Source organism: Vibrio sp. YIC-376 (assembly GCF_052353105.1).
Classification (GTDB): Bacteria; Pseudomonadota; Gammaproteobacteria; order Enterobacterales; family Vibrionaceae; genus Vibrio.
On record NZ_JBBWFK010000005.1, the window covers coordinates 282,660 to 302,112 of the forward strand.

At 44.6% G+C, this 19,453-nt stretch carries 19 protein-coding genes; 4 read left to right on the forward strand and 15 right to left on the reverse strand.

What is annotated here, in order from left to right; genetic code table 11:
- Nucleotides 1-134: 134 nt before the first annotated feature.
- From WJM94_RS12040 to WJM94_RS12065, 6 genes are all read right to left on the reverse strand, one after another.
- Nucleotides 135-950, reverse strand: a complete 816-nt coding sequence (locus tag WJM94_RS12040) for a MurR/RpiR family transcriptional regulator (RefSeq protein WP_444494452.1) — start codon at nt 948-950, stop codon at nt 135-137.
- A 333-nt stretch (nt 951-1,283) separates the two neighbouring features.
- Nucleotides 1,284-2,018: a beta-ketoacyl-ACP reductase gene (locus WJM94_RS12045; protein WP_444494453.1), complete on the reverse strand. Its 735-nt coding sequence runs from the start codon at nt 2,016-2,018 to the stop codon at nt 1,284-1,286.
- A gap of 56 nt (nt 2,019-2,074) precedes the next feature.
- The gene (locus WJM94_RS12050) at nt 2,075-3,640 is read right to left on the reverse strand and encodes an acyl CoA:acetate/3-ketoacid CoA transferase (protein ID WP_444494454.1); all 1,566 of its coding nucleotides are present in this window, start codon (nt 3,638-3,640) and stop codon (nt 2,075-2,077) included.
- Between the two features lie 95 nt (nt 3,641-3,735).
- On the reverse strand, nt 3,736-4,674 hold the full coding sequence (locus tag WJM94_RS12055; RefSeq protein ID WP_444494455.1) for a LysR family transcriptional regulator: 939 nt from the start codon (nt 4,672-4,674) through the stop codon (nt 3,736-3,738).
- The gene (locus tag WJM94_RS12060; RefSeq protein WP_444494456.1) at nt 4,674-5,303 is read right to left on the reverse strand and encodes a response regulator; all 630 of its coding nucleotides are present in this window, start codon (nt 5,301-5,303) and stop codon (nt 4,674-4,676) included. The genes WJM94_RS12055 and WJM94_RS12060 overlap by 1 nt, the downstream gene beginning before the upstream one ends.
- A complete protein-coding gene (locus tag WJM94_RS12065) occupies nt 5,300-6,685 on the reverse strand; it encodes a cache domain-containing protein (RefSeq protein ID WP_444494457.1) in 1,386 nt (461 codons plus the stop codon). The genes WJM94_RS12060 and WJM94_RS12065 overlap by 4 nt, the downstream gene beginning before the upstream one ends.
- 208 nt (nt 6,686-6,893) lie before the next feature.
- Between WJM94_RS12065 and WJM94_RS12070 the strand changes: the two genes are divergently transcribed.
- The 3 genes from WJM94_RS12070 to WJM94_RS12080 are packed head-to-tail and all read left to right on the forward strand — an operon-like array spanning nt 6,894 to nt 9,938.
- Nucleotides 6,894-7,967, forward strand: coding sequence for a TRAP transporter substrate-binding protein (locus tag WJM94_RS12070; protein ID WP_444494458.1), 1,074 nt, complete (start codon nt 6,894-6,896; stop codon nt 7,965-7,967).
- A 56-nt stretch (nt 7,968-8,023) separates the two neighbouring features.
- Entirely contained in the window at nt 8,024-8,563 is a 540-nt protein-coding gene (locus tag WJM94_RS12075) for a TRAP transporter small permease subunit (RefSeq protein ID WP_444494459.1), read from the forward strand.
- Entirely contained in the window at nt 8,553-9,938 is a 1,386-nt protein-coding gene (locus WJM94_RS12080) for a TRAP transporter large permease (protein ID WP_444494460.1), read from the forward strand. Before WJM94_RS12075 ends, WJM94_RS12080 begins: the two co-directional genes overlap by 11 nt.
- Nucleotides 9,939-10,001: 63 nt before the next feature.
- Here WJM94_RS12080 and WJM94_RS12085 read toward each other — a convergent pair whose 3' ends face one another.
- From WJM94_RS12085 to WJM94_RS12115, 7 genes are all read right to left on the reverse strand, one after another.
- A complete protein-coding gene (locus WJM94_RS12085) occupies nt 10,002-10,253 on the reverse strand; it encodes a DUF2999 family protein (protein WP_444494461.1) in 252 nt (83 codons plus the stop codon).
- A gap of 136 nt (nt 10,254-10,389) precedes the next feature.
- The gene (locus tag WJM94_RS12090) at nt 10,390-10,761 is read right to left on the reverse strand and encodes a MazG nucleotide pyrophosphohydrolase domain-containing protein (RefSeq protein WP_444494462.1); all 372 of its coding nucleotides are present in this window, start codon (nt 10,759-10,761) and stop codon (nt 10,390-10,392) included.
- 72 nt (nt 10,762-10,833) lie between these two features.
- Nucleotides 10,834-11,109, reverse strand: a complete 276-nt coding sequence (locus WJM94_RS12095; protein ID WP_444494463.1) for a nitrogenase-stabilizing/protective protein NifW — start codon at nt 11,107-11,109, stop codon at nt 10,834-10,836.
- 88 nt (nt 11,110-11,197) lie between these two features.
- Entirely contained in the window at nt 11,198-11,668 is a 471-nt protein-coding gene (locus tag WJM94_RS12100) for an RES family NAD+ phosphorylase (protein WP_444494464.1), read from the reverse strand.
- A 1-nt stretch (nt 11,669) separates the two neighbouring features.
- Nucleotides 11,670-12,122: a type II RES/Xre toxin-antitoxin system antitoxin gene (parS, locus tag WJM94_RS12105; protein ID WP_444494465.1), complete on the reverse strand. Its 453-nt coding sequence runs from the start codon at nt 12,120-12,122 to the stop codon at nt 11,670-11,672.
- Between the two features lie 156 nt (nt 12,123-12,278).
- Nucleotides 12,279-14,450, reverse strand: coding sequence for a catalase/peroxidase HPI (gene katG / locus WJM94_RS12110; protein WP_444494466.1), 2,172 nt, complete (start codon nt 14,448-14,450; stop codon nt 12,279-12,281).
- Nucleotides 14,451-14,638: 188 nt separating this feature from the next.
- Entirely contained in the window at nt 14,639-16,186 is a 1,548-nt protein-coding gene (locus WJM94_RS12115) for a glutamate synthase-related protein (RefSeq protein WP_444494467.1), read from the reverse strand.
- 152 nt (nt 16,187-16,338) lie between these two features.
- Here WJM94_RS12115 and WJM94_RS12120 point away from each other — a divergent pair, with 152 nt between their 5' ends.
- Nucleotides 16,339-16,818 (forward strand): aminoacyl-tRNA deacylase, encoded by a 480-nt coding sequence (locus WJM94_RS12120; RefSeq protein ID WP_444494468.1) that lies wholly within the window; start codon nt 16,339-16,341, stop codon nt 16,816-16,818.
- 130 nt (nt 16,819-16,948) lie between these two features.
- On the opposite strand, the gene WJM94_RS12125 is transcribed toward WJM94_RS12120, so the two are convergent.
- The gene (locus WJM94_RS12125) at nt 16,949-17,626 is read right to left on the reverse strand and encodes a response regulator (RefSeq protein WP_444494469.1); all 678 of its coding nucleotides are present in this window, start codon (nt 17,624-17,626) and stop codon (nt 16,949-16,951) included.
- On the reverse strand, nt 17,623-19,197 hold the full coding sequence (locus tag WJM94_RS12130; RefSeq protein WP_444494470.1) for an ATP-binding protein: 1,575 nt from the start codon (nt 19,195-19,197) through the stop codon (nt 17,623-17,625). The genes WJM94_RS12125 and WJM94_RS12130 overlap by 4 nt, the downstream gene beginning before the upstream one ends.
- Between the last annotated feature and the right edge of the window lie 256 nt (nt 19,198-19,453).

The window sequence follows — 19,453 nt, forward strand, 5'->3', positions numbered from 1 at the left end:
CATTGATCCCATGCAAGCGTCGGGTAATCCGTCCCAAGTTCAAGTAAGAAACTTTGCTGAAAATAGCTCCTACTCTATCTGAATGTCGCAAGAGCTATCTGTGGTACTGGCAATCTAAAAAGGTATTAAGTGTCTTATTCCAATTCACTTAGCAGGCGATAATTGGAACTTATCATTTGGCTGAGATTGGAAGCCTCTTCCTTTAATAACATGAAGGTTTCATTTACAAAGTAATGAATAAGGCTCATGGGAACAGCATAACTATCCAGAGGTAGCTCATTGTTCATGTAGCAAACGAAGACCTCGTTTACCATAGAGGCATATTTCTGACCAGATTGATCGGTGATCAACAAGCAATCATAGGGTTTAAGAAACTCAACAATTTGTTCAAAATTAGCCACGCGACGACGAATCCCAAATAAAATGACAAAGTCATCGTCACTTATCGACGTCAAGTCTTCACCAATAGTCTGCCCCGGGAGAGGCAGCAGTTCGACCCCTTGACGACATTGAGCCAACTGTTGACGAAAATGCATCGCTAACGGATAGCTGTTCCTATACCCAATAATTTTAACCCGCTTGGCTGTCGCTAACTTACTGATAATGTGTTTAGTATTTCCTTCCGCTAACTGCATCCACAATTTTTCAAGAGAGACAGCGTCTTGACAAAAGCCAGTATCTTGTAGATATCCGGTTATTACAGGATTGCCTTTATCGCGCTCAGACATCATCTCATTTCTCAACGCCACATGATCGTCATAGCCCAATTTACGAATAAACCGACTGACGCTAGTCTTTGATACCTGGCAGGCCTCTGCGATTTCACTGGTGGATAACATCAATATTTTTTCAGGATTTACCTGAAGGAAATCCGCTATCCGTCTATTACCATCACTAAGCGAAGAGTAATGCTCAGTAATGCGGGCACTTAATGAGTTGTTGTTCGTCATTGGCTATTTCCGGTCAACCTTTTAACGATCTCGTCGTTAATATCAATATCTGTAATGAATGTTCCAATTGAGATGAACCTTCCCCGACTTTATTCGCATAACAGAGAAGCAATTGAAACAACAAAGACAAATAACTGCAACGATTGTACCACTCAAATCATTCATAATAACAATTTGATTTATATAGCAATTTCTATTAACGAAAATTTAATCACTCCCAACAGCCTATTATTGCCCTTAAATAATAGGCTTTTAAGTGCATGAATCACCAATATGGGGCGACAGAAAATAGGGGTCTCATCACTCAGGTCGTCATCGAGGCGCTTATCGGTTTTACAGCACTAAACCACCATCTATCTTTAACACCTGCCCTGTAATGAAACTGGATTTGTCACTCGCTAAAAACTCGACGCCATTAGTGATATCTTCGGCGGTTCCCATTCTGCCAAGAGGTGTTTTCTGTTTCATTAATTCGAGTACTTTAGTTGGCAAATCCGCTGTCATCGGAGTTTCAATAAATCCCGGTGCAACACAGTTTGCACGCACCTGAGCACCTTTGCGTGCGAACTCTTTGGCCCAGCCTTTGGTCATCGCAATCACTCCGCCTTTTGTCGCGGCATAGTTAGATTGACCAATGTTGCCATCAGTGCCCACCACCGAAGACATGGTGACGATGGAACCATAATTGTTTGCCATCATAATTGGCGCGACAGCTTGGGTCAGGTTGAACACACCTTTGAGGTTTACATCAATCACGAAATCCCAGTCCTGCTCTGTCATCTTGTCGAGCAGTGCATCACGAGTGACTCCTGCGTTATTCACCAAGACATCAATTCGTGAATGAGTTTCTCTTATGTGCTCAACTACGTTCTCAATCGCGTGGCGATCGCAGATATCAATAACTACAGGCTCTACATTTTCATAAGCATGAAATGCGCTTTCTAAGCTTTGAGCGTTTACATCCAATGCGTAAACACACGTTGCACCATTGTTTGCAAACCTTTCCACAATGGCTCGGCCAATCCCTTGTGCAGCACCCGTTACTAAGCAGACTTTGTTCTCAAACATATCCTAATCCTTTGGTAATACTTAACTTTGCTAGTACTTAAACACCTATCCAGCGTTTATATAGTCAGTTCGAATGTTGACTGGAAGATGGCACTCGGCATCATTTTCAATGAAGAACTAATGACAGGCATGAATTCCATCTGCTGAAGGATGTCTTTTTCTAAATCAATGCCAGGTGCGATTTCAATTAACTCTAGTCCCGACTGGGAAAGTAGGAATACCGCTCGCTCGGTAATGTACATCACGGGTTTATTGTTGCTCAGCGCTTGCGCAGCACTAAAAGTTATTTGCTCAACCTGATTAATGAACTTTTTCTGCCTGCCTTCTTGAGTGACAGTAACCTTATGATTATCAACATCTATTTTTAAGCCTTGTGCAGTAAAGGTGCCACAGAAATAAACTTTTTTCGCATTCTGGGTAATGTTGATAAATCCGCCACAGCCAGCAATTATGTTACCAAAGCGTGACACGTTGATATTCCCCGTGACGTCACTCTGAGCCAAGCCAAGAAACGCTTGGTCTACGCCACCACCATCGTAAAAATCAAACATCTGATCCTGGCTAATAATGGCTTGAGGTAAACGAGATGCACCAAAGTCTAGGCCACTTTGCGGTGTGCCACCGACAGCCCCGGGTTCAACAGTCAAGGTAAATTGGTCGAGTATACCGGCTTGTCTGGCGACCTCTGCGATGTACTCTGGTGCCCCAATGCCAAGATTTAGAATTGAACTCGGTTCCAGTTCCATTGCCGCTCTGCGGGCAATGATCGTTTTTGCATCTAGCAGTGGTTCTGGTGAATTGGTTTGCTTTGACGTAACCACGTTGTCTCTGTTTTTAATACCGACAAACTCGGGGTTCATCATGGTTGCGAAAGTTTGCATGTGTTCATTTGGGTCTTCACACACTACGACAGCATCGACGAAGATTCCCGGAATTTTGACTGAGTGGGGGTCGAGTTGCCCTGCGGGTACTATTTGTTTCACCTGCACAATTACCTTACCGCCGTTGTTACGTGCCGCTTGTGCAGCAGCAAGGCTTTCGACGATCAAACATTCGTCTTCCATGGTGATGTTGCCATTTTCATCTGCTGTGGTGCCACGGAGTATAGAAACGGTCACAGGTAATTTGTGATAAAAAAGGTGTTCCTGACCGCCTAATTCAATCAGTTCTACCCAATCTTTTTCCGTCGCCTTATTGATTTTCCCGCCTTCTAAACGGGGATCAACAAAAGTACCCAATCCGACCTTACTAATTGTACCCAGCTTACCTGCTGCTGTATCACGTAACAGGTGGGAGATAATACCTTGCGGTAAGTTGTAGCCTTGAATGAGGTTATCTACCGCTAATTGCTGCAGTTTAGGTACCAAACCCCAGTGCCCGCCAATGGCACATTTTACTAATCCCTGTTCAGATAAATGATTGATTGCACGGCCTTGGCCGTCTCCTTGCCCTGCGGCAAATAACAAGGTTAAATCTCGTGGAGTCTGGGTTTCTCTGAAGCGTTGCCCTATAGCCCTCTCAATCGCCTCTGGCACCACACTACCAATAAAACCGCCAAGTAATACGGCATCACCGTCTTCAATCCAGTACGCCGCTTGTTCTGCCGTTAATTTGGTAACCACATTAACCTTCCTTAGTCACTCTACTTTGTTGACTCTTAGCTTAGTGCGATGTTACCAAGATGTTAATTGCAGAAACAGAGATTAAGAATTTCATATTAGGAACAGTCGCGTAACTCATTCACGCGCTGATAGAGATAAGCTTTAAATCCGCTGCAACGCTCTGGCATTGGTGTGCGGGGACGGTAAAACATGTTGATGTCAAAACTGGCGCATTTATGATCCTGCAGAATATGAATCAACTCACCGCGTTTAATCGCGTCAGAAACCAGCGAATGCGGAAGATAAGCAATCCCCGCGTGTTCCAGTGCAAGATCCATGAGCATTTCACTGTTGTCACACTCCAACGTGTCACAAATGGTCACGATTTCTACGTTACCTCGAAAATCAAAACACCAACGATTTCCACCAACCAAAGTACTTGCGTATAAACAACGGTGTTGACTAAGTTGCTGCGGACTCTGCGGTGTCCCGTGCTGCTCTAGATAGTGTTTGGAGGCACACAGATATAACGGTTCACTCAGAAGGCGACGCCGAACCAGCAGTGAGTCTTGCTCTGGCTCCCCCTGATAACTCGCGCTGGCGCGAAACGCGAAGTCGACATTAAGCGGATCAAATTCTCCTGCCTCAATGAAAATTCTGAAGTTTACCTGCGGATGCAACGTCATATATTCAGCCACGATCTTGGTTAAATATTGACGCGCAAATAGCGGTGTTGAAGAGAGTTTTATTTCACCTTGCTGCTCCTCAGCCAAGTTCTGTACCTCTTCACATAAGCTGGCAATATCGGGGAGCAAAGGTGCGAATTTGTCATAGAGAAGTTGCCCTGCCTGTGTTGTAACGAGTTGACGTGTACTACGTTTTATCAGTTCGACGGAAAGCGCATCTTCGAGTTCTTTTACCCAACGACTGCCAGCCGCTGGAGATATTCCTTGCTGTAATGCCGCTTCTCGAAACGATCCTAAACGAACGACTGCACAGAAGAATACGACCTTGTCGAGGATGGGTTGGCGACTGGAGAGTAAGTTGGCGGCCATTAGCTCACCAGCCCTTTTTGTAAAGCAAGCTTCACTAATGCAGCGGTAGAGTTGGCACCGAGTTTCTTTTTAATCCTCAAACGATGCGTCTCTACCGTCCGAACACTGATGTGCAACGAGTCAGCGATCTCCTTGTTACAAGCACCATTGGTGATGGCTTTCAGCACATCTGACTCCCGCTTTGATAAGGCGTTATCGTTTGGTTCAGCTTTCTCATTAATTTGTTCGAGAAGTCGATCTGAAGCTTGCGAGCACAAATAAGAGCGGCCCTGAGCTACTTGGTTTATTGCCATGACTAACTCTTCCGAACCCACATCTTTTAAAACGTATCCTTTGGCGCCGGCTTTAACCGAACGCATGACATAGTCACGGCTATCATGCATTGAGAGCATAATGACGGCAGTTTTGCTGGGACTTTTCGCCAGCTTCTCTAATACTTCAATTCCATTAAGCTTGGGCATATTGATATCAAGCAGCAACACATCTGGCTTTAAAGTTAATGTGCTGTTGAGTGCATCCTTGCCATTGCCAACGCAATCGAGGATCTCTAAGTTATCTTCACGTTCTAAGCGCGACTTCAGCCCGTCTTGCATTAACCTATGATCATCGGCTAAGACCAACTTAATCATATAAACTCCATGTTTAAACTCACACGTATTTCCGTGCCCTGCCCTGGTTCACTAGTGACGTCAAACATGCCGCCAATAGCTTGAATCCGTTCTTCCATGTTTTGTAATCCCATATGCTCAAAAGTGGATTTCTTGGATCTATACGCTTTGAGATGGTTTGCAGGGATCCCAACACCGTCATCACTAACGGTCAAAATCAACATTCGTCCTTCACGTTGCATGATCACATCGACACCCTGCGCATTGGCATGCTTCTCGACGTTATGCAGCGCTTCTTGTACAACTCGATAGAGTGTCGTTTCTACTTGTGAAACAAACTCTTCTCCTTCGATATCGTGCTCAAACACCAGCTCTAATTGGGTGCGCTCACGTAACTCATTAATATAGGCTTCAATGCCCGCTACCAAACCTAAGTCATCTAACTGAGGCGGACGCAAGTCTTTCGAGATACGTCTAACCTCTATAATTGCCTGCTCCATTGCATTTTTACTGGCGTCTAATTCGAGCTCTTTCTTTGCTTCATCACGCTCTTTGGTGACGTTGTCTAATCGATATTTGGCCGCCACCAGCAATTGGTTTACACCGTCATGTAATTCGCGTGAAACTCGATGACGCTCGTTTTCTTGTGAATCAATAATCTGCTGGTTTAGGACACTGAGTTGTTCATTGGCTAAACGACGCATGTTAAGGTTCAGTGAAGCCCCCAGAGCTGCGATCACCGATATTGCGACAAACATCAACACAAACAGGGCACTGCTGGTTTTCCCTACATTCTGGTCGAAGCCATTTTCCATTTGTGCCACTTGTTTTTCGATATCGTCTATATAAACACCGGTTCCAACCATCCATTGCCACTTATCGAGAGATATCGCATAGCTCAGCTTAGGTAATGGTTCTTTTGTCGATGGTTTATGCCAAAGATAGTTAACAAACCCACCACCCGCTCTCCCTGCTTGAATCAACTCCTGAAGCAACTTTTTGCCCGTAAGATCTTCTACTTCCCACCAGTTTCGACCAACCCTTTCAGGTTGATAAGGCAGAACTAAGGCATCACCCTGCCAAGTGTATACAAAAAAGTACCCGTCCTCCCCATACGTGAGTTGGCTCAACTTTTCAGCAACAAATTGCTTAGCAGCGTCTTGAGATAACGAGTCATCTTCGTAGTACGGTTGAATACTTTTCACTGCCATTTCTACGTACTGCTTAAGCTCTTGCTTTTTTACCGACAAAACATTTTGTCGAGTTAACGCAACCTGATCTTCAACTAACTGCTTTGCCTGACTAAATAAGATACTCGCCACAGTCACTACGACCACAATCAGAGGAACAATAGAGAGCAAAATAATGTTTATTGTAAGTCGGCTGTTACTAAGCAATCCCATTTTTCATTCCAATCTAGTACGTAGTTCTACTTAATTTTGGTGCTAATTTTTGCCTTTAGTACTGACACAATTTGCGCAATTTTGCTAATAGAGAGTATCCAATCTCCTTCCTACACTAAAGCTCAATGTAACATCACGTTAACATTATTTAATACGCACTGTTCACATTTAGCAATATTAACAAGGAATACCCAACAAGGAGATCTCCATGAATCTTAAGAAAGTTGCCATTGCTACTGCGTTATCGCTCTCTGCTGCTGGTCTTTCTATTAGTGCACAAGCCGCTGATAAGAATGTATTACTTAAAACCCCTATCGCCTTTGGTAGCCACCTTCCCGCTCTGGGCACACCTATCCAATGGTTCGCAGACCGAATCTCACAAACGTCTGGCGGCACCATCAAAATGAAAATCTACGAGCCGGGTAAATTGGTCAATCCGCCAGAGATTCTTGATGCGGTATCTACGGGTAAAGTGAACTCTGGCTATGCCATCTCAGGTTACTGGCAAGGTAAACTTCCTGCGTCAGCGATTTTTTCTTCGATTCCTTTTGGCCCAGAAGCCCCTGAGTTCATGGCATGGTTATTCTTTGGTAACGGCTTAAAACTCTATCAGGAAATGTATGACCAGGGCGGCTTTAACGTCAAAGTAATGCCTTGTGCGATGAATTCTCCTGAAACATCAGGCTGGTTCCGTAAGCCGATCGATAAACCGGAGGATCTAAAAGGTCTAAATATGCGCTTCTACGGTCTCGGCGCTTCTGTTATGGAAAAATTGGGGGTAGGCACCGTTCAAATTCCCGGTGGCGAGATTTTTGGCGCACTTGAAAAAGGCGCGATTGACGCTTCTGAGTTCTCTCAACCTGCAGTTGATGACCGCTTAGGTTTCCATAAAGTTGCTAAATACAACTACTTCCCAGGCTGGCATCAGCAATCAACGGTCTTTGAACTGCTCATCAACAAAGACACCTGGAATGGCATGAGCACAGCTCAACAGTCAGCTATCGAAACCACCTGTATGGCGGCAATGACTTACTCAATTGCGGAAGGTGAAGCGATGCAATACGCCGCAATGGAAAAAGCAAAAAGCAACGGTGTAGAGATTCGCTACTGGAGCCCAGAGATGTTGAACCTGTTCAAGAATACTTGGATGGAAGTCGTGGAAGAGAAGAAAGCTGAAGATCCATTCTTTGACAAAGTGTGGACTGACCTGAGCAACTTCCGTAAAGGATACGCATTGTGGTCGGCGAACGGCTTCTTACCTCGTGAAACTCAGAAACAATAGTCGATGTAATAAAAGGCCAGCGTAGCTCGCTGGCCTTTTAATGTAAGGAGTAGTCAATGAGCAAAGTGCTGTATTCTTCCCCTACCGTCCCACTCTATTTTCAGATCGAGAGACTGGTTATTTCCGCGAGTAAAGCGTTAGCCTGGACAAATCTCGCATTAATCGCGGTGATCATCATCCAGGTTGTACTTCGCAAAGTCTTTTCAAATGGCCAAATTGCTCTTGAAGAGTTGCAGTGGCATCTCTACGCCACCGCTGTAATGTTCGGAACCGCCTACGCACAGGTGACCGATTTACATGTTCGCGTCGACCTGTTCTATCACAAATTTTCAGCTCGTAAAAAAGCGTTGGTCGATCTGCTAGGTATGATTTTTCTTGCTGTGCCGTTTGTCGTTGTCGTGATTCTGCATTCTTATGACTTCGCTTACGAATCATGGCGAGTCAATGAGAGTTCGGCTTCGCCGTCTGGCTTACCATACCGATGGATGATCAAGAGTGTCATCACACTGAGCTTCAGTCTGTTGTTGCTCTCTATCGTGGCGAAAGTATTACGCGACCTTGAAACCTTATTTAAAGGAGACAGCCATGGAAGCTAATGAATGGATTGTTCTCGCCATGTTTGGCTCATTCATCTTGTTGTTATTCACCGGCATTCCCGTAGCGTATGTACTCGGTGGAATCGGAGTCGTCTTCGCAGCCATCGGCTACTTTGCCGATCTGTATTTAGGTACATTCACCGGGCTGGATTACACGAGTATAGGGCTCGTGGTTAACCGTATTTATAAGGTCATGGACAACTGGATCTTAGTTGCCCTGCCGATGTTTATATTTATGGGCAATATGCTCGACAAATCAGGCATCGCTGAAAAACTGATGTCATCAATGCAGGCGTTATTTGGTAAGGTTCACGGTGGATTGGCGATTACCGTGATGGCAATCGGTATTATCCTCGCCGCTTCAACTGGCATTATCGGTGCGTCAGTCGTACTACTTACGGTAATGTCTCTGCCAAGTATGATGCGTCAGGGCTACCACCTTCCTTTGGCGCTCGGAACGGTTGCATCAGCAGGTACGTTGGGGATTCTTCTTCCTCCATCAATCATGCTGGTTATCATGGCGGATCAGTTAGGGTTATCTGTCGGTGACCTGTTTATGGGCGCCATCATTCCGGGTCTGCTTTTGGGTGCTCTGTACATTATTTATATCCTCACCGTGGGGAAATTAACCCCTCACAAAGCGCCTATTCCAGAAAATGTCGAGCCTGTGGATTGGAATCTCATCTTACAAGTATTTAAAGATATCACCCCGACGGTGCTCCTCATCTTCTGTGTATTGGGATCTATTTTCGCAGGGATAGCCACGCCAACAGAAGCATCCGGTATCGGTGCTTTAGGTGCCACACTGCTTGCTGCTTACAATAAAAAGCTCAATATGACGGTGCTTAAAGAGGTACTGCTCTCATCCTACGGAACCACGGCCTATATTTTTATGATCTTCCTCGGTGCTTCCTGCTTTGCACTGGTGTTACGTGAATTAGGCGGTGACGAATTGATTGAATCCTTCCTTAGCGGCTTACCATTCGGTCAATACGGCATCATTGCCTTCATATTGATGATTGTGTTTCTGCTTGGATTCTTTTTGGATTGGATAGAGATCACCCTTATTGCGCTACCGCTATTAGCACCGGTAGTGGCTAGTTTGGGTATTGAGCTTGATGGGCATGGGGTGGTTGATAACCCAAGTCTGGTCTGGTTCGTTATGCTCGTAGCAATGGCGCTGCAAACCAGTTTCCTTACACCACCAGTTGGCTTTGCCCTATTCTACCTGAAAGGTGTTTGTCCTGAAGGTGTATCACTGAAAGACATCTATCGCGGCGTGATTCCATTTATTGCGATCCAGCTCATCGCGTTAGTTTGTTTGGTCATGTGGCCACAATTGGTTCTGTGGTTCCCTAGCGTAGCCTATGGGTGAAAATAAAAACCGCCAGAACACTCTGGATGTTCAGGCGGTTTTTATAATTAATTGAGATTGCATTTATTTCTGAAGCTTCTCTTTTGCTTCTACCACTTTTGAGAAGTCCAAGCCTAGCTCTTCAACGGCTTCTTTAATCAATACAGGGCTTTGCATTACCTGCGCCATCAACGCTTGAAGCTGTTCTTGAGGAAGGCCTAGCTGGCTGATGGTTGCCATTGCTGCCAGAGGGTTTTGTGTCAACGTCTGGAAAAGCTCGTTAACCTGAGCGTCACTGATATTGTTCTCTTTCAACATTGCAAGAATTGGGTTCATCAAATTACCTTTAAACACTAAGTAAAACAGACGCGTAGTCTACCATTTGGTTTTGTCTGTTTATAGTAAGACTTGTCAAAGACTATACCTATTACCGTTAGCGCCTTTTGGCAGAATGACCCTCTGCTTCTAGCGGTCACTCTTGCTGTGCAGCCAGTTCCGCACTTAACACTTCTTTCTGTTTTGACTTGACCGCTTCCCAGCTACTACCGGACTCGATAGCAGACACCCGCTCTTCGTATTTCTTACAAGCTCTATCTAGCACTTTGCGAGGGTCAATGCCTTTCTCTCTTTCCAGCGCCTTTAACACGTTGAGATAGTTCCAGAGTACGTCACCAAGTTCATCCTCAAGATAACAGAGACGATCTTCCGCAATCTCTTCACGTACCTCTTCCACTTCTTTTCCAATCGCAACCAGATAAGTCTCTACACCTTTAAACCATGTGTTCGTCAGGTCAAACTCAGACTTTCTTGTTGCTATTGAAAGCAATTCATCGAATTCTTTCATATTCCCTCCATGGAATAGTGGCTTGCAAGACATAGTAACTTGGGTAGATACACAAGTACTAAAGCACAATGCTTATCTTCTTTGACACGACGTACAACCTCTGCAGGCAGAGCGCGTCGTTTGATCCAGTAAACTACGTTGAACTTTACAGTAAGCGTTTTTTAATGCCCGACGTGCTGAGAACCAATCATCGGGTTTAGTTAAGATTAAGTAACCGTTAAATCGCTTCACTAAGTCAGTACGATTGTTCTCAATAAACTGGCTATCGAATTCTATCTCGAAATAGTTAAGTGCCTCTTCAATGCATGCAAAACTGGCGATTTTGTCTTGAATAGCAGTTTGGGTCATTGCTCTGCGCCTCGGTTGGCTAATTAATCGCAGTCTAGTTGCTCTTGGACATGCTTTCTTTAATTTTTAGTTTCTTATTTAAAGCTGACTACTTGAAGATACGTGGATCGAACGCGAATTCAAGTTTTTCGGCTTTCTTAAGAATGTCTTTCATCTTTGGATGATTAGGGTTTACAACGTAATTTTTATCACGTGGTGATATGGTCGATGGCACTTGTAACGCAGCAAACTCAGGGTGAGGATCATTTAAGAACTGGTCACCGATGAATTGTGTCGATTCACTGGCTGGTATCGCTCGCCAGGAAATAGGAAGGTCTTCATCGTCCAGTGTGGCGACTAAATAGTCTGGCATTTCGATACGATACAAATCATATAGTCTTGTGATCGCTGGATCGTTGTTGACGTGGACAAATACCTCGAGTGAGCACAGTGATTCCGATTCAGAAAAGTAAAGCGCTTCAGTCCCTTTTGAGTTCCATCGACCACCAAACAATTTTGCGCCAATCGGGCTGAATGGGGAATCCGAAAACTTCTTTTGTGTCAGTCGGTAGAGCTTCATACTAAGAGAACACCCCGTGTTCTAAACGCCCTATCAAATCTTTTACGATTTCAAAATCAACCGTCGTCGAAACCATATCTAACGGTCTTTTACCGCCTAAACCGTAGACATTTTCTTTCATCCACTTGAGTGCCCGATCTTCATCGTCAAACAACTCAGTGGCAAGTTTGAGTAACATAGCTAAACGATAGATCGCATCACTTTCCTGAGTATTGAAACGCTCATCATTTTTTAAACGGCGCTTAATCGTGCTGACAGGAATAAGGGTAACGTGTTGAAACTCATTCTGAGAGAGCTTAACCCGATCAACAATATTGCGATAAACTTTTGGCTCAAAGCCTTTGTGAACCGCATCAGTACGACCAGTTTCGGCATCTTCAATGCCCAGCATAAACCAAAAGTTTGCCTTGTCAGGCTGCTTTGGTTTAAAACTTTTCAATGCTGCACTTGCCATATTGCGCTCCTTTGGTCCATGTGGCCTTACAATTATGGTCCAGATGAGCTTAACGATCAATTAGGAATAATAAAGAAACAGGCGGACATCATGCCCGCCTGCTTTTATTGTGTGACAATTAACGCGATTGTTTAAAGCGATTGTGCGTTTGCTCGATTACAGATCAAAGCGGTCAGCACTCATCACTTTTGACCATGCGGCGATGAAATCAAGAACGAATTTTTCCTGATTATCATCTTGTGCATAAACTTCCGCGTACGAGCGTAAAATGGAGTTTGAGCCAAAGACAAGATCGATTCTTGTTGCGGTCCACTTCACAGCACCCGTTTTACGGTCGCGGATTTCATACTTATTCTCACCTGTCGGTACCCACTTGTATGCCATATCAGTTAAGTTGACGAAGAAGTCATTCGACAAGGTGCCAACTCGGTCGGTAAATACACCATCTGCACTACCGCCATAGTTGGTTCCCATTACACGCATACCACCAACAAGCACCGTCATTTCTGGCGCAGTCAGTCCCATGAGTTGAGTACGGTCGAGCATCAATTCTTCCGGTTTAACCACATAATCTTTCTTCAACCAGTTTCGGTATCCATCTGCCAATGGTTCCAGGACGTCGAAAGAATCCACGTCAGTCATCTCTTGGCTCGCGTCACCACGACCCGGTGAGAAAGAAACCGTGACGTTGTAACCAGCAGCACGAGCAGCCAATTCAACACCAACATTACCAGCCAATACGATAGCATCTGCGACGCTGCAGCCTGATTCTGATGCGATATTTTCAAGAATAGATAAGACTCGACTTAAACGCTGTGGCTCGTTGCCTTCCCAATCTTTCTGAGGAGCAAGGCGGATTCGCGCGCCATTAGCACCGCCACGACGATCCGAACCACGGAAGGTACGTGCACTGTCCCAAGCAGTACTGACCATATCAGCGATGGATAAGCCGCTGGCTTCAATCTTGGTTTTGACCGCGTTAACATCATAGCCAGTACTACCTGCTGGAGTAGGATCTTGCCAAATCAAATCTTCACTTGGAACGTCAGGGCCCAAGTAGCAAGATTTAGGTCCTAAATCACGGTGAGTAAGCTTGAACCATGCGCGAGCAAAGGCATCTTCGAAAGCCGCTTGATCGTTTTGGAATCGCTCTGAGATTTTGCGGTAATCCGGATCCATTTTCAGTGCCATATCGGCATCTGTCATGATTGGGTTGTAACGTTTCGAGCTGTCTTCAACATCAACAGGCTTATCTTCTTCAGCAATGTTGACCGGTTCCCATTGATGAGCGCCAGCTGGGCTCATTTTTTGTTCCCAATCGTACTTAAACAACATATGGAAGTAACCGTTATCCCACTTAGTAGGATTGGTTGTCCACGCGCCTTCAAGGCCACTGGTCACAGCGTCTCGGCCAACACCACGAGCCTTGTTATTCATCCAGCCAAGACCTTGCTCTTCAAGGTCAGCACCTTCCGGATCTGGCCCAAGGTTTCCTGCATCGCCATTACCGTGACATTTGCCAACAGTATGTCCACCAGCAGTAAGCGCAACCGTTTCTTCATCATTCATCGCCATACGCGAGAAAGTGACGCGCATATCTGCTGCAGTTTTCAATGGATCAGGATTGCCATCCACACCTTCTGGATTTACGTAAATAAGACCCATCATTACCGCTGCAAGAGGGTTTTCCAAATCACGTTGGCCAGAGTAGCGACTTCCTTCACCACCACTCGGTGCGAGCCATTCTTTTTCTGAGCCCCAATAAGTGTCTTTTTCAGGATGCCAGATATCTTCCCGGCCGAAACCAAAACCAAACGTTTTGAAGCCCATCGATTCATATGCCATATTACCGGCAAGGAGAATCAGATCAGCCCAACTAATTTTATTACCGTATTTTCTCTTAATTGGCCAAAGTAGTCGTCGTGCTTTATCGAGGTTAGCGTTATCTGGCCAGGAATTGAGAGGAGCAAAACGTTGATTACCGGTTGAACCACCACCACGACCATCTGCAATACGATAGCTACCAGCAGCATGCCATGCCATTCGAATCATTAAACCGCCGTAATGACCCCAGTCTGCTGGCCACCAGTCTTGGCTGTCTGTCATGAGGGCTTTTAAATCTGTTTTCAACGCATCAAAATCTAACGTTTTCAATTCTTCTTTGTAATCGAATTCCTTTCCATATGGGTTTGTTTTGGTGTCATGTTGATGCAGGATGTCTAAATTCAAGGCATTCGGCCACCAATCCATCACTGACTTGTCTGTAGATGTTTGCCCACCATGCATAACCGGGCATTTACCTACCAAACCGCCACTTGTGTCGCTCATAAAGTACTCCTTTGTTAGGGGCACAGAAGCCGCCAATAAAATGTTCACTCCATCAAATGAATAGAAAATATTCATTTATAACAGCGTAGTTCATACGCTAGATTGCTGTTGACTTTTTGACCAACGATTTTGATTGGTAACTACACTGAAAGTATTGCCAAACGTGTAATGATTATGTTGAAGAAACATTACCCGCCGATATCGAGAACACCCGAATACTTAACCCCCGATAAGTGCGCCATATTCCGGTCCCAAGTTGCTAAGTCATTAATGTTAAAGCGGCTCAAAGTATCATGCCCACATGCTCTTGCCATCACTTGCATTAGCTCAACCGATGCATCAAAAAAGTTCTTTAATTGATAGGCAGATTTATCAATATCAAGACGCTGCCTTAAATCTGCTTTTTGTGTCGCGATACCCGCCGGACAATTGTTGGTGTTACAAATTCGTGCGGCTACGCAACCGATCGACTGCATTGCACTATTGGCAATAGCGACACCGTCTGCCCCTAACGCCATGGCTTTTACGAAATCCATCGGTACTCTCAATCCACCAGTGATGATTAACGTGACATTGTCACTCATGCCTTTTTCATCTAAGTATTTACGAGCTCTAGCTAGAGCAGGAATCGTCGGTACGCTGATATGATCACGGAACATAGCTGGTGCAGAACCTGTACCACCACCACGACCATCGAGAATGATATAGTCAGCACTGGCATCCAGGGCAAACTGAATATCTTGCTCAATATGGTTGGCACTGAGTTTAAAACCGATGGGTATACCTCCAGTGATGTCGCGAACTCTGTCGGCAAACTTTCGAAAATCACGTACTGTATGAAGGTCTTTGAATGTCGGTGGTGAAATTGCAGGCTGCCCTTCCGGAATACCGCGGATTTCGGATATTTTTCCTACGTTTTTACTGGCAGGGAGATGTCCGCCTGTACCGGTTTTAGCCCCTTGACCACCTTTGAAATGAAATGCCTGTACATTATGTAATTTCGACTCTGTATAGCCGAATTTTGCACTGGCCAATTCATAAAAATATCTTGAATTGGCGGCCTGCTCTTCAGGTAACATGCCTCCTTCACCAGAACAGATTCCTGTTCCTGCCAACTCAGCACCTTTAGCAAGCGCGATTTTAGCCTCTTGAGATAATGACCCAAAACTCATGTCTGACACCAATAAAGGGATATCAAGTTTGAGTGGTTTGCGAGCATTTGGACCAACAACTAACTCGGTTGCCACGGGTATATCTTCCATCAGCGGTTGAGTTGCCATCTGCGCCACCATGATCTGTATCGCATCCCAATGTGGTAGAAGATGCCTTGGTACGCCCATCGCAGCCATAGGTCCATGATGACCTAACTTAGACAAGCCTTCTCTGGCTAATTGATGAATAAATTCTAAAGTGGGCTCTTCTTGTGTCGACACCGCCATCGGTTGTCCGCTTTTCTCTTTCTTCGATTCAGGCGCTTCGTGCCCTATCTGCTCCGCGGTAAATTGTTTATGAGTACCATCGCAAAATGGGGCGTTGGAGGTCTGTTTACAGCGGCATAAGTACGCTTCTTCATCTTTTTCCGCCACAAATCTCATCGGCTTTATGCCTGTTCCGGAATGTGAACCATCACAATACGGCTGACTTTTCGAACGACCACAACGACAAAAATAATATTCTTGCCCCTCAACAAGTTCGACTTTAATCGGTTTATTGTCGGCGATAATTGGCTTACTCATGTTGCCTCCTGTTCTGTTTTGCTTGTCGCTATCACAAGCTTTAACGTAAGCGTAGAACAGGTGCATATCAGCGTCATTGACCTCCGGGAAAATAAGATATTACCCGACTTCTCACCTATACTTCTTATGGGTTTTATACTCGTGGAGGCTTTATGACAATCGCAACCCGATTAGATCAATATCTGACTGATCACAATATTCACTTTCAAATAGTGAATCACAGCCATAGTCATAGCTCGCTTCAAAGTGGTGTATCAGCAGGTATACCTTTGATGAACTTGGCGAAAGCAGTCATTCTTGAGGATCACGAAGGTCATCACATGATGGCTGTATTACCTGCTAATAACAAAGTTAGTTTGTCGAGATTAAATGACGAATTCAACGCTACCTTCCATCTGGTTAAAGAAAGTATGGTGTACCGGCTATTTAGGGATTGTGAACACGGTGCGGTTCCGCCAGTTGGTAGCCCATATCACATGGCAACTGTCTGCGATGAAAGATTAGCTAATCTGGATCACGTCTATCTCGAAGCGGGCGATCATGAAACATTGATCAAACTCGACAGGCAATCGTTTAGAGAACTGATGAACGACTGCAAATACCTAAGGTTTAGTAGCGAGGTTCTTCACTAAAGTAACCTCAAAGCCTGTCGTTGTTAGAGTGAAAAAGGCTCTTATTGAATATTCATTAAGAGCCTTATTTTATGTACCGCAAGCCTAACATTGCTTTGAGTTAACACGAATGCCTTAGTTTCTCTTCATTCTAATTTTCTAATAGATGTTTATTTCGATAAACCCGCGTTGGCCGCCCTACTTTCCCGTGTTCTAAGAACGCCACTAACTCACCTTGTTCAACCGCTTTGTCCAAGTAACGGCGAGCTGTACTTTTACTGATAGGCAGCCGTTCAGAAATACTGGCGGCGGTATGTTCAATATGAACATGAGTAAATAATTCAACAACCTGACGATACATAAATGGGTCAAGCCCAGCCAAATCAATTTGCGTCGTTTTTCCTGAATGAAAAAGATCATCTAACTGAGACTGACGAAAAGTCTCTTGGCTTCTCATGTGAATTTTAACTTTTGCAAATCTCTCTAAGCTTTCTGTCAAACGCGAATAGTCAACGGGCTTAACCAAATAATCGAACGCACCGAATCGATGCGCTTTTTGAACAGTAGCAGCGTCATTTGCAGCCGTCACTAAAATGCATTCTGGCCTGTGATCGCTATTGAGCCAGCGATAAACCAAGTCAACACCTTGGCCATCAGGAAGATAATTGTCGACGATGACTAAATCAGGCTGAATCCTTTCAACCAATTGTTGTGCAATATGGATACTGGCAGCGATACCCACCACCTGATATTGATCAGCGAGTTCGACAAAGTGGTGATGAAGCTCAGCAATAATAGGATCATCTTCTACGATGACAACTTTGATCATGCGATCTCCTTGGGAAAATACACGGTGAATGCGGTTTCTAGCTCGTCGCTATCAAGTTCCATATGACCAAGGCCTTGTTCAACAATTGAGCGGACGATATGCATGCCAACGCCATGTTCAGATTTAATTGGTTTGGTGGTATAACCAAGTTCACACAGCATGTTGAGGTCACTTTTGACCATCGGCCCATTGTTGACAACTTGAATAGTATATTCCATCGCACATTCTGAAATATGAATATCTACACGACCACTATCTCGACCTTTCACAGCATCTAATGAATTTTGCGCTAAGTTACCTATCAAGCCACACAATTGCTCTTCTGACAAACGTTTCAAAAGGCGACCTAAATCGCTTTGGCAATTGATGCTAAACGCAACGCCTAGTTCATTTGCTTTGCTTGCTTTAGCCAACATCAAAGCAGATAACGCAGGTCTATTATGAAGCGCATTTAATGAGTCGAGCTGTGACTGACTGGCTTTGGCTTGAGACAAACAAACGGCCAATGCCTTTTCGTATGCCCCCATTTGCAATAAACCTGAAATGGTTGATAGTTTATTTTGATATTCGTGCCGAGTGACTCGCATGTTCTCCATGTATTGGTTTACCTGACTTATTTTCTCTGAGAGTACATGCATTTCATTTTGGTCGCGCAAACTAAACACCGCACCATAAGGCTCGCCAGTAGAGGTGCGTAATGTCACTCGGTTAACCACCAAGTTTTTCCCATTCACACGAATTAAGCCATTGATGTAATCTTCTCCTTCAAGCGAGAAGCTGCTCGGATTATCAACACGGTCCATAAATACCTCACCCCGCATATCGTTATAGTTCAGCATTGAACGAGCGGAATCATTAATGAGGTACAAATGGCCTTCAGAGTTTATCGCAACCAATCCTTCATAGGTGGCCTCTAGAACCCCCTGATAGGTCTTTAATGCCTGTTTAAGCTGCCATGGTTCCATCTCTTGCATTTGCTTTCTTACATAGTGTGAGAACTTCCAGGACAACCAAATACAGATACAAATAGCGCCGAATCCACACAAAAGTAAGGGAATGAGTCGCTCACTCGTCCATAGATCGAGTGTATCAATCAGGTATCCGACTTTGATCATGCCAATAACAACGCCATCACTGGAAAAAATCGGTGAAATATAACGAATGGATGGACCTAATGAACCGACGCCATAAGACAGATAAGACTCGCCACTCTCTAGTGCTTTTTCAATATCCCCACCAGTGACATGCAAACCAATTCTGTTTTCTACCGGGTGGGCCAGCCTAATGCCTTCGCGATCGCTAACGGTAATAAAATCTGCGTCACTCACCGCTTGGACGGCATTAATAATCTCAGAAACCGCGTCAGCACTGCCGGACTGAACCGCGGCTACGAGGCTTGGTAACTGAGACAACTGCTGAGACTGCACTTGAGCACGCAAACTGATTTGCTGTGTAAGTATTTCATCCAACTGGTAAGCGCTGTAACTCCACCAGCTCAACATGCCGAAAAGCATTACGCCACTGAGTAATGCGGCCAGTTGTTTGGTGAAAGAAAAAGATGTGAACGACACGATGGGATTCCTAAAGGTAGCGTGGTGCAAGCTTACCGCAAAGTACCAAGAATTATCGGTTCACGCACAACAAAACTTGATCCACATCTCAGTGATGACTTTTATGATTTTTATTAATTTAATGCTTTTTTTCACAGTAAATTTTCAGCAATAAGTTGCCTTGACATGCAAGTTAAATAAGCACTCTATCAACTCTCTCATGAAATTGATTTTTCTCAGTTTTTTTATACATCCAAACACTATGATGAAACAAAAT

Bases quoted from the DNA above. Each gene is read 5' to 3' on its own strand.
- WJM94_RS12040 (WP_444494452.1), bottom strand. From the start codon at position 950: ATGACGAACAACAACTCATTAAGTGCCCGCATTACTGAGCATTACTCT.
- WJM94_RS12045 (WP_444494453.1), bottom strand. From the start codon at position 2,018: ATGTTTGAGAACAAAGTCTGCTTAGTAACGGGTGCTGCACAAGGGATT.
- WJM94_RS12055 (WP_444494455.1), bottom strand. From the start codon at position 4,674: ATGGCCGCCAACTTACTCTCCAGTCGCCAACCCATCCTCGACAAGGTC.
- WJM94_RS12060 (WP_444494456.1), bottom strand. From the start codon at position 5,303: ATGATTAAGTTGGTCTTAGCCGATGATCATAGGTTAATGCAAGACGGG.
- WJM94_RS12065 (WP_444494457.1), bottom strand. From the start codon at position 6,685: ATGGGATTGCTTAGTAACAGCCGACTTACAATAAACATTATTTTGCTC.
- WJM94_RS12070 (WP_444494458.1), top strand. From the start codon at position 6,894: ATGAATCTTAAGAAAGTTGCCATTGCTACTGCGTTATCGCTCTCTGCT.
- WJM94_RS12075 (WP_444494459.1), top strand. From the start codon at position 8,024: ATGAGCAAAGTGCTGTATTCTTCCCCTACCGTCCCACTCTATTTTCAG.
- WJM94_RS12080 (WP_444494460.1), top strand. From the start codon at position 8,553: ATGGAAGCTAATGAATGGATTGTTCTCGCCATGTTTGGCTCATTCATC.
- WJM94_RS12085 (WP_444494461.1), bottom strand. From the start codon at position 10,253: ATGAACCCAATTCTTGCAATGTTGAAAGAGAACAATATCAGTGACGCT.
- WJM94_RS12090 (WP_444494462.1), bottom strand. From the start codon at position 10,761: ATGAAAGAATTCGATGAATTGCTTTCAATAGCAACAAGAAAGTCTGAG.
- WJM94_RS12095 (WP_444494463.1), bottom strand. From the start codon at position 11,109: ATGACCCAAACTGCTATTCAAGACAAAATCGCCAGTTTTGCATGCATT.
- WJM94_RS12100 (WP_444494464.1), bottom strand. From the start codon at position 11,668: ATGAAGCTCTACCGACTGACACAAAAGAAGTTTTCGGATTCCCCATTC.
- parS (WP_444494465.1), bottom strand. From the start codon at position 12,122: ATGGCAAGTGCAGCATTGAAAAGTTTTAAACCAAAGCAGCCTGACAAG.
- katG (WP_444494466.1), bottom strand. From the start codon at position 14,450: ATGAGCGACACAAGTGGCGGTTTGGTAGGTAAATGCCCGGTTATGCAT.
- WJM94_RS12115 (WP_444494467.1), bottom strand. From the start codon at position 16,186: ATGAGTAAGCCAATTATCGCCGACAATAAACCGATTAAAGTCGAACTT.
- WJM94_RS12120 (WP_444494468.1), top strand. From the start codon at position 16,339: ATGACAATCGCAACCCGATTAGATCAATATCTGACTGATCACAATATT.
- WJM94_RS12125 (WP_444494469.1), bottom strand. From the start codon at position 17,626: ATGATCAAAGTTGTCATCGTAGAAGATGATCCTATTATTGCTGAGCTT.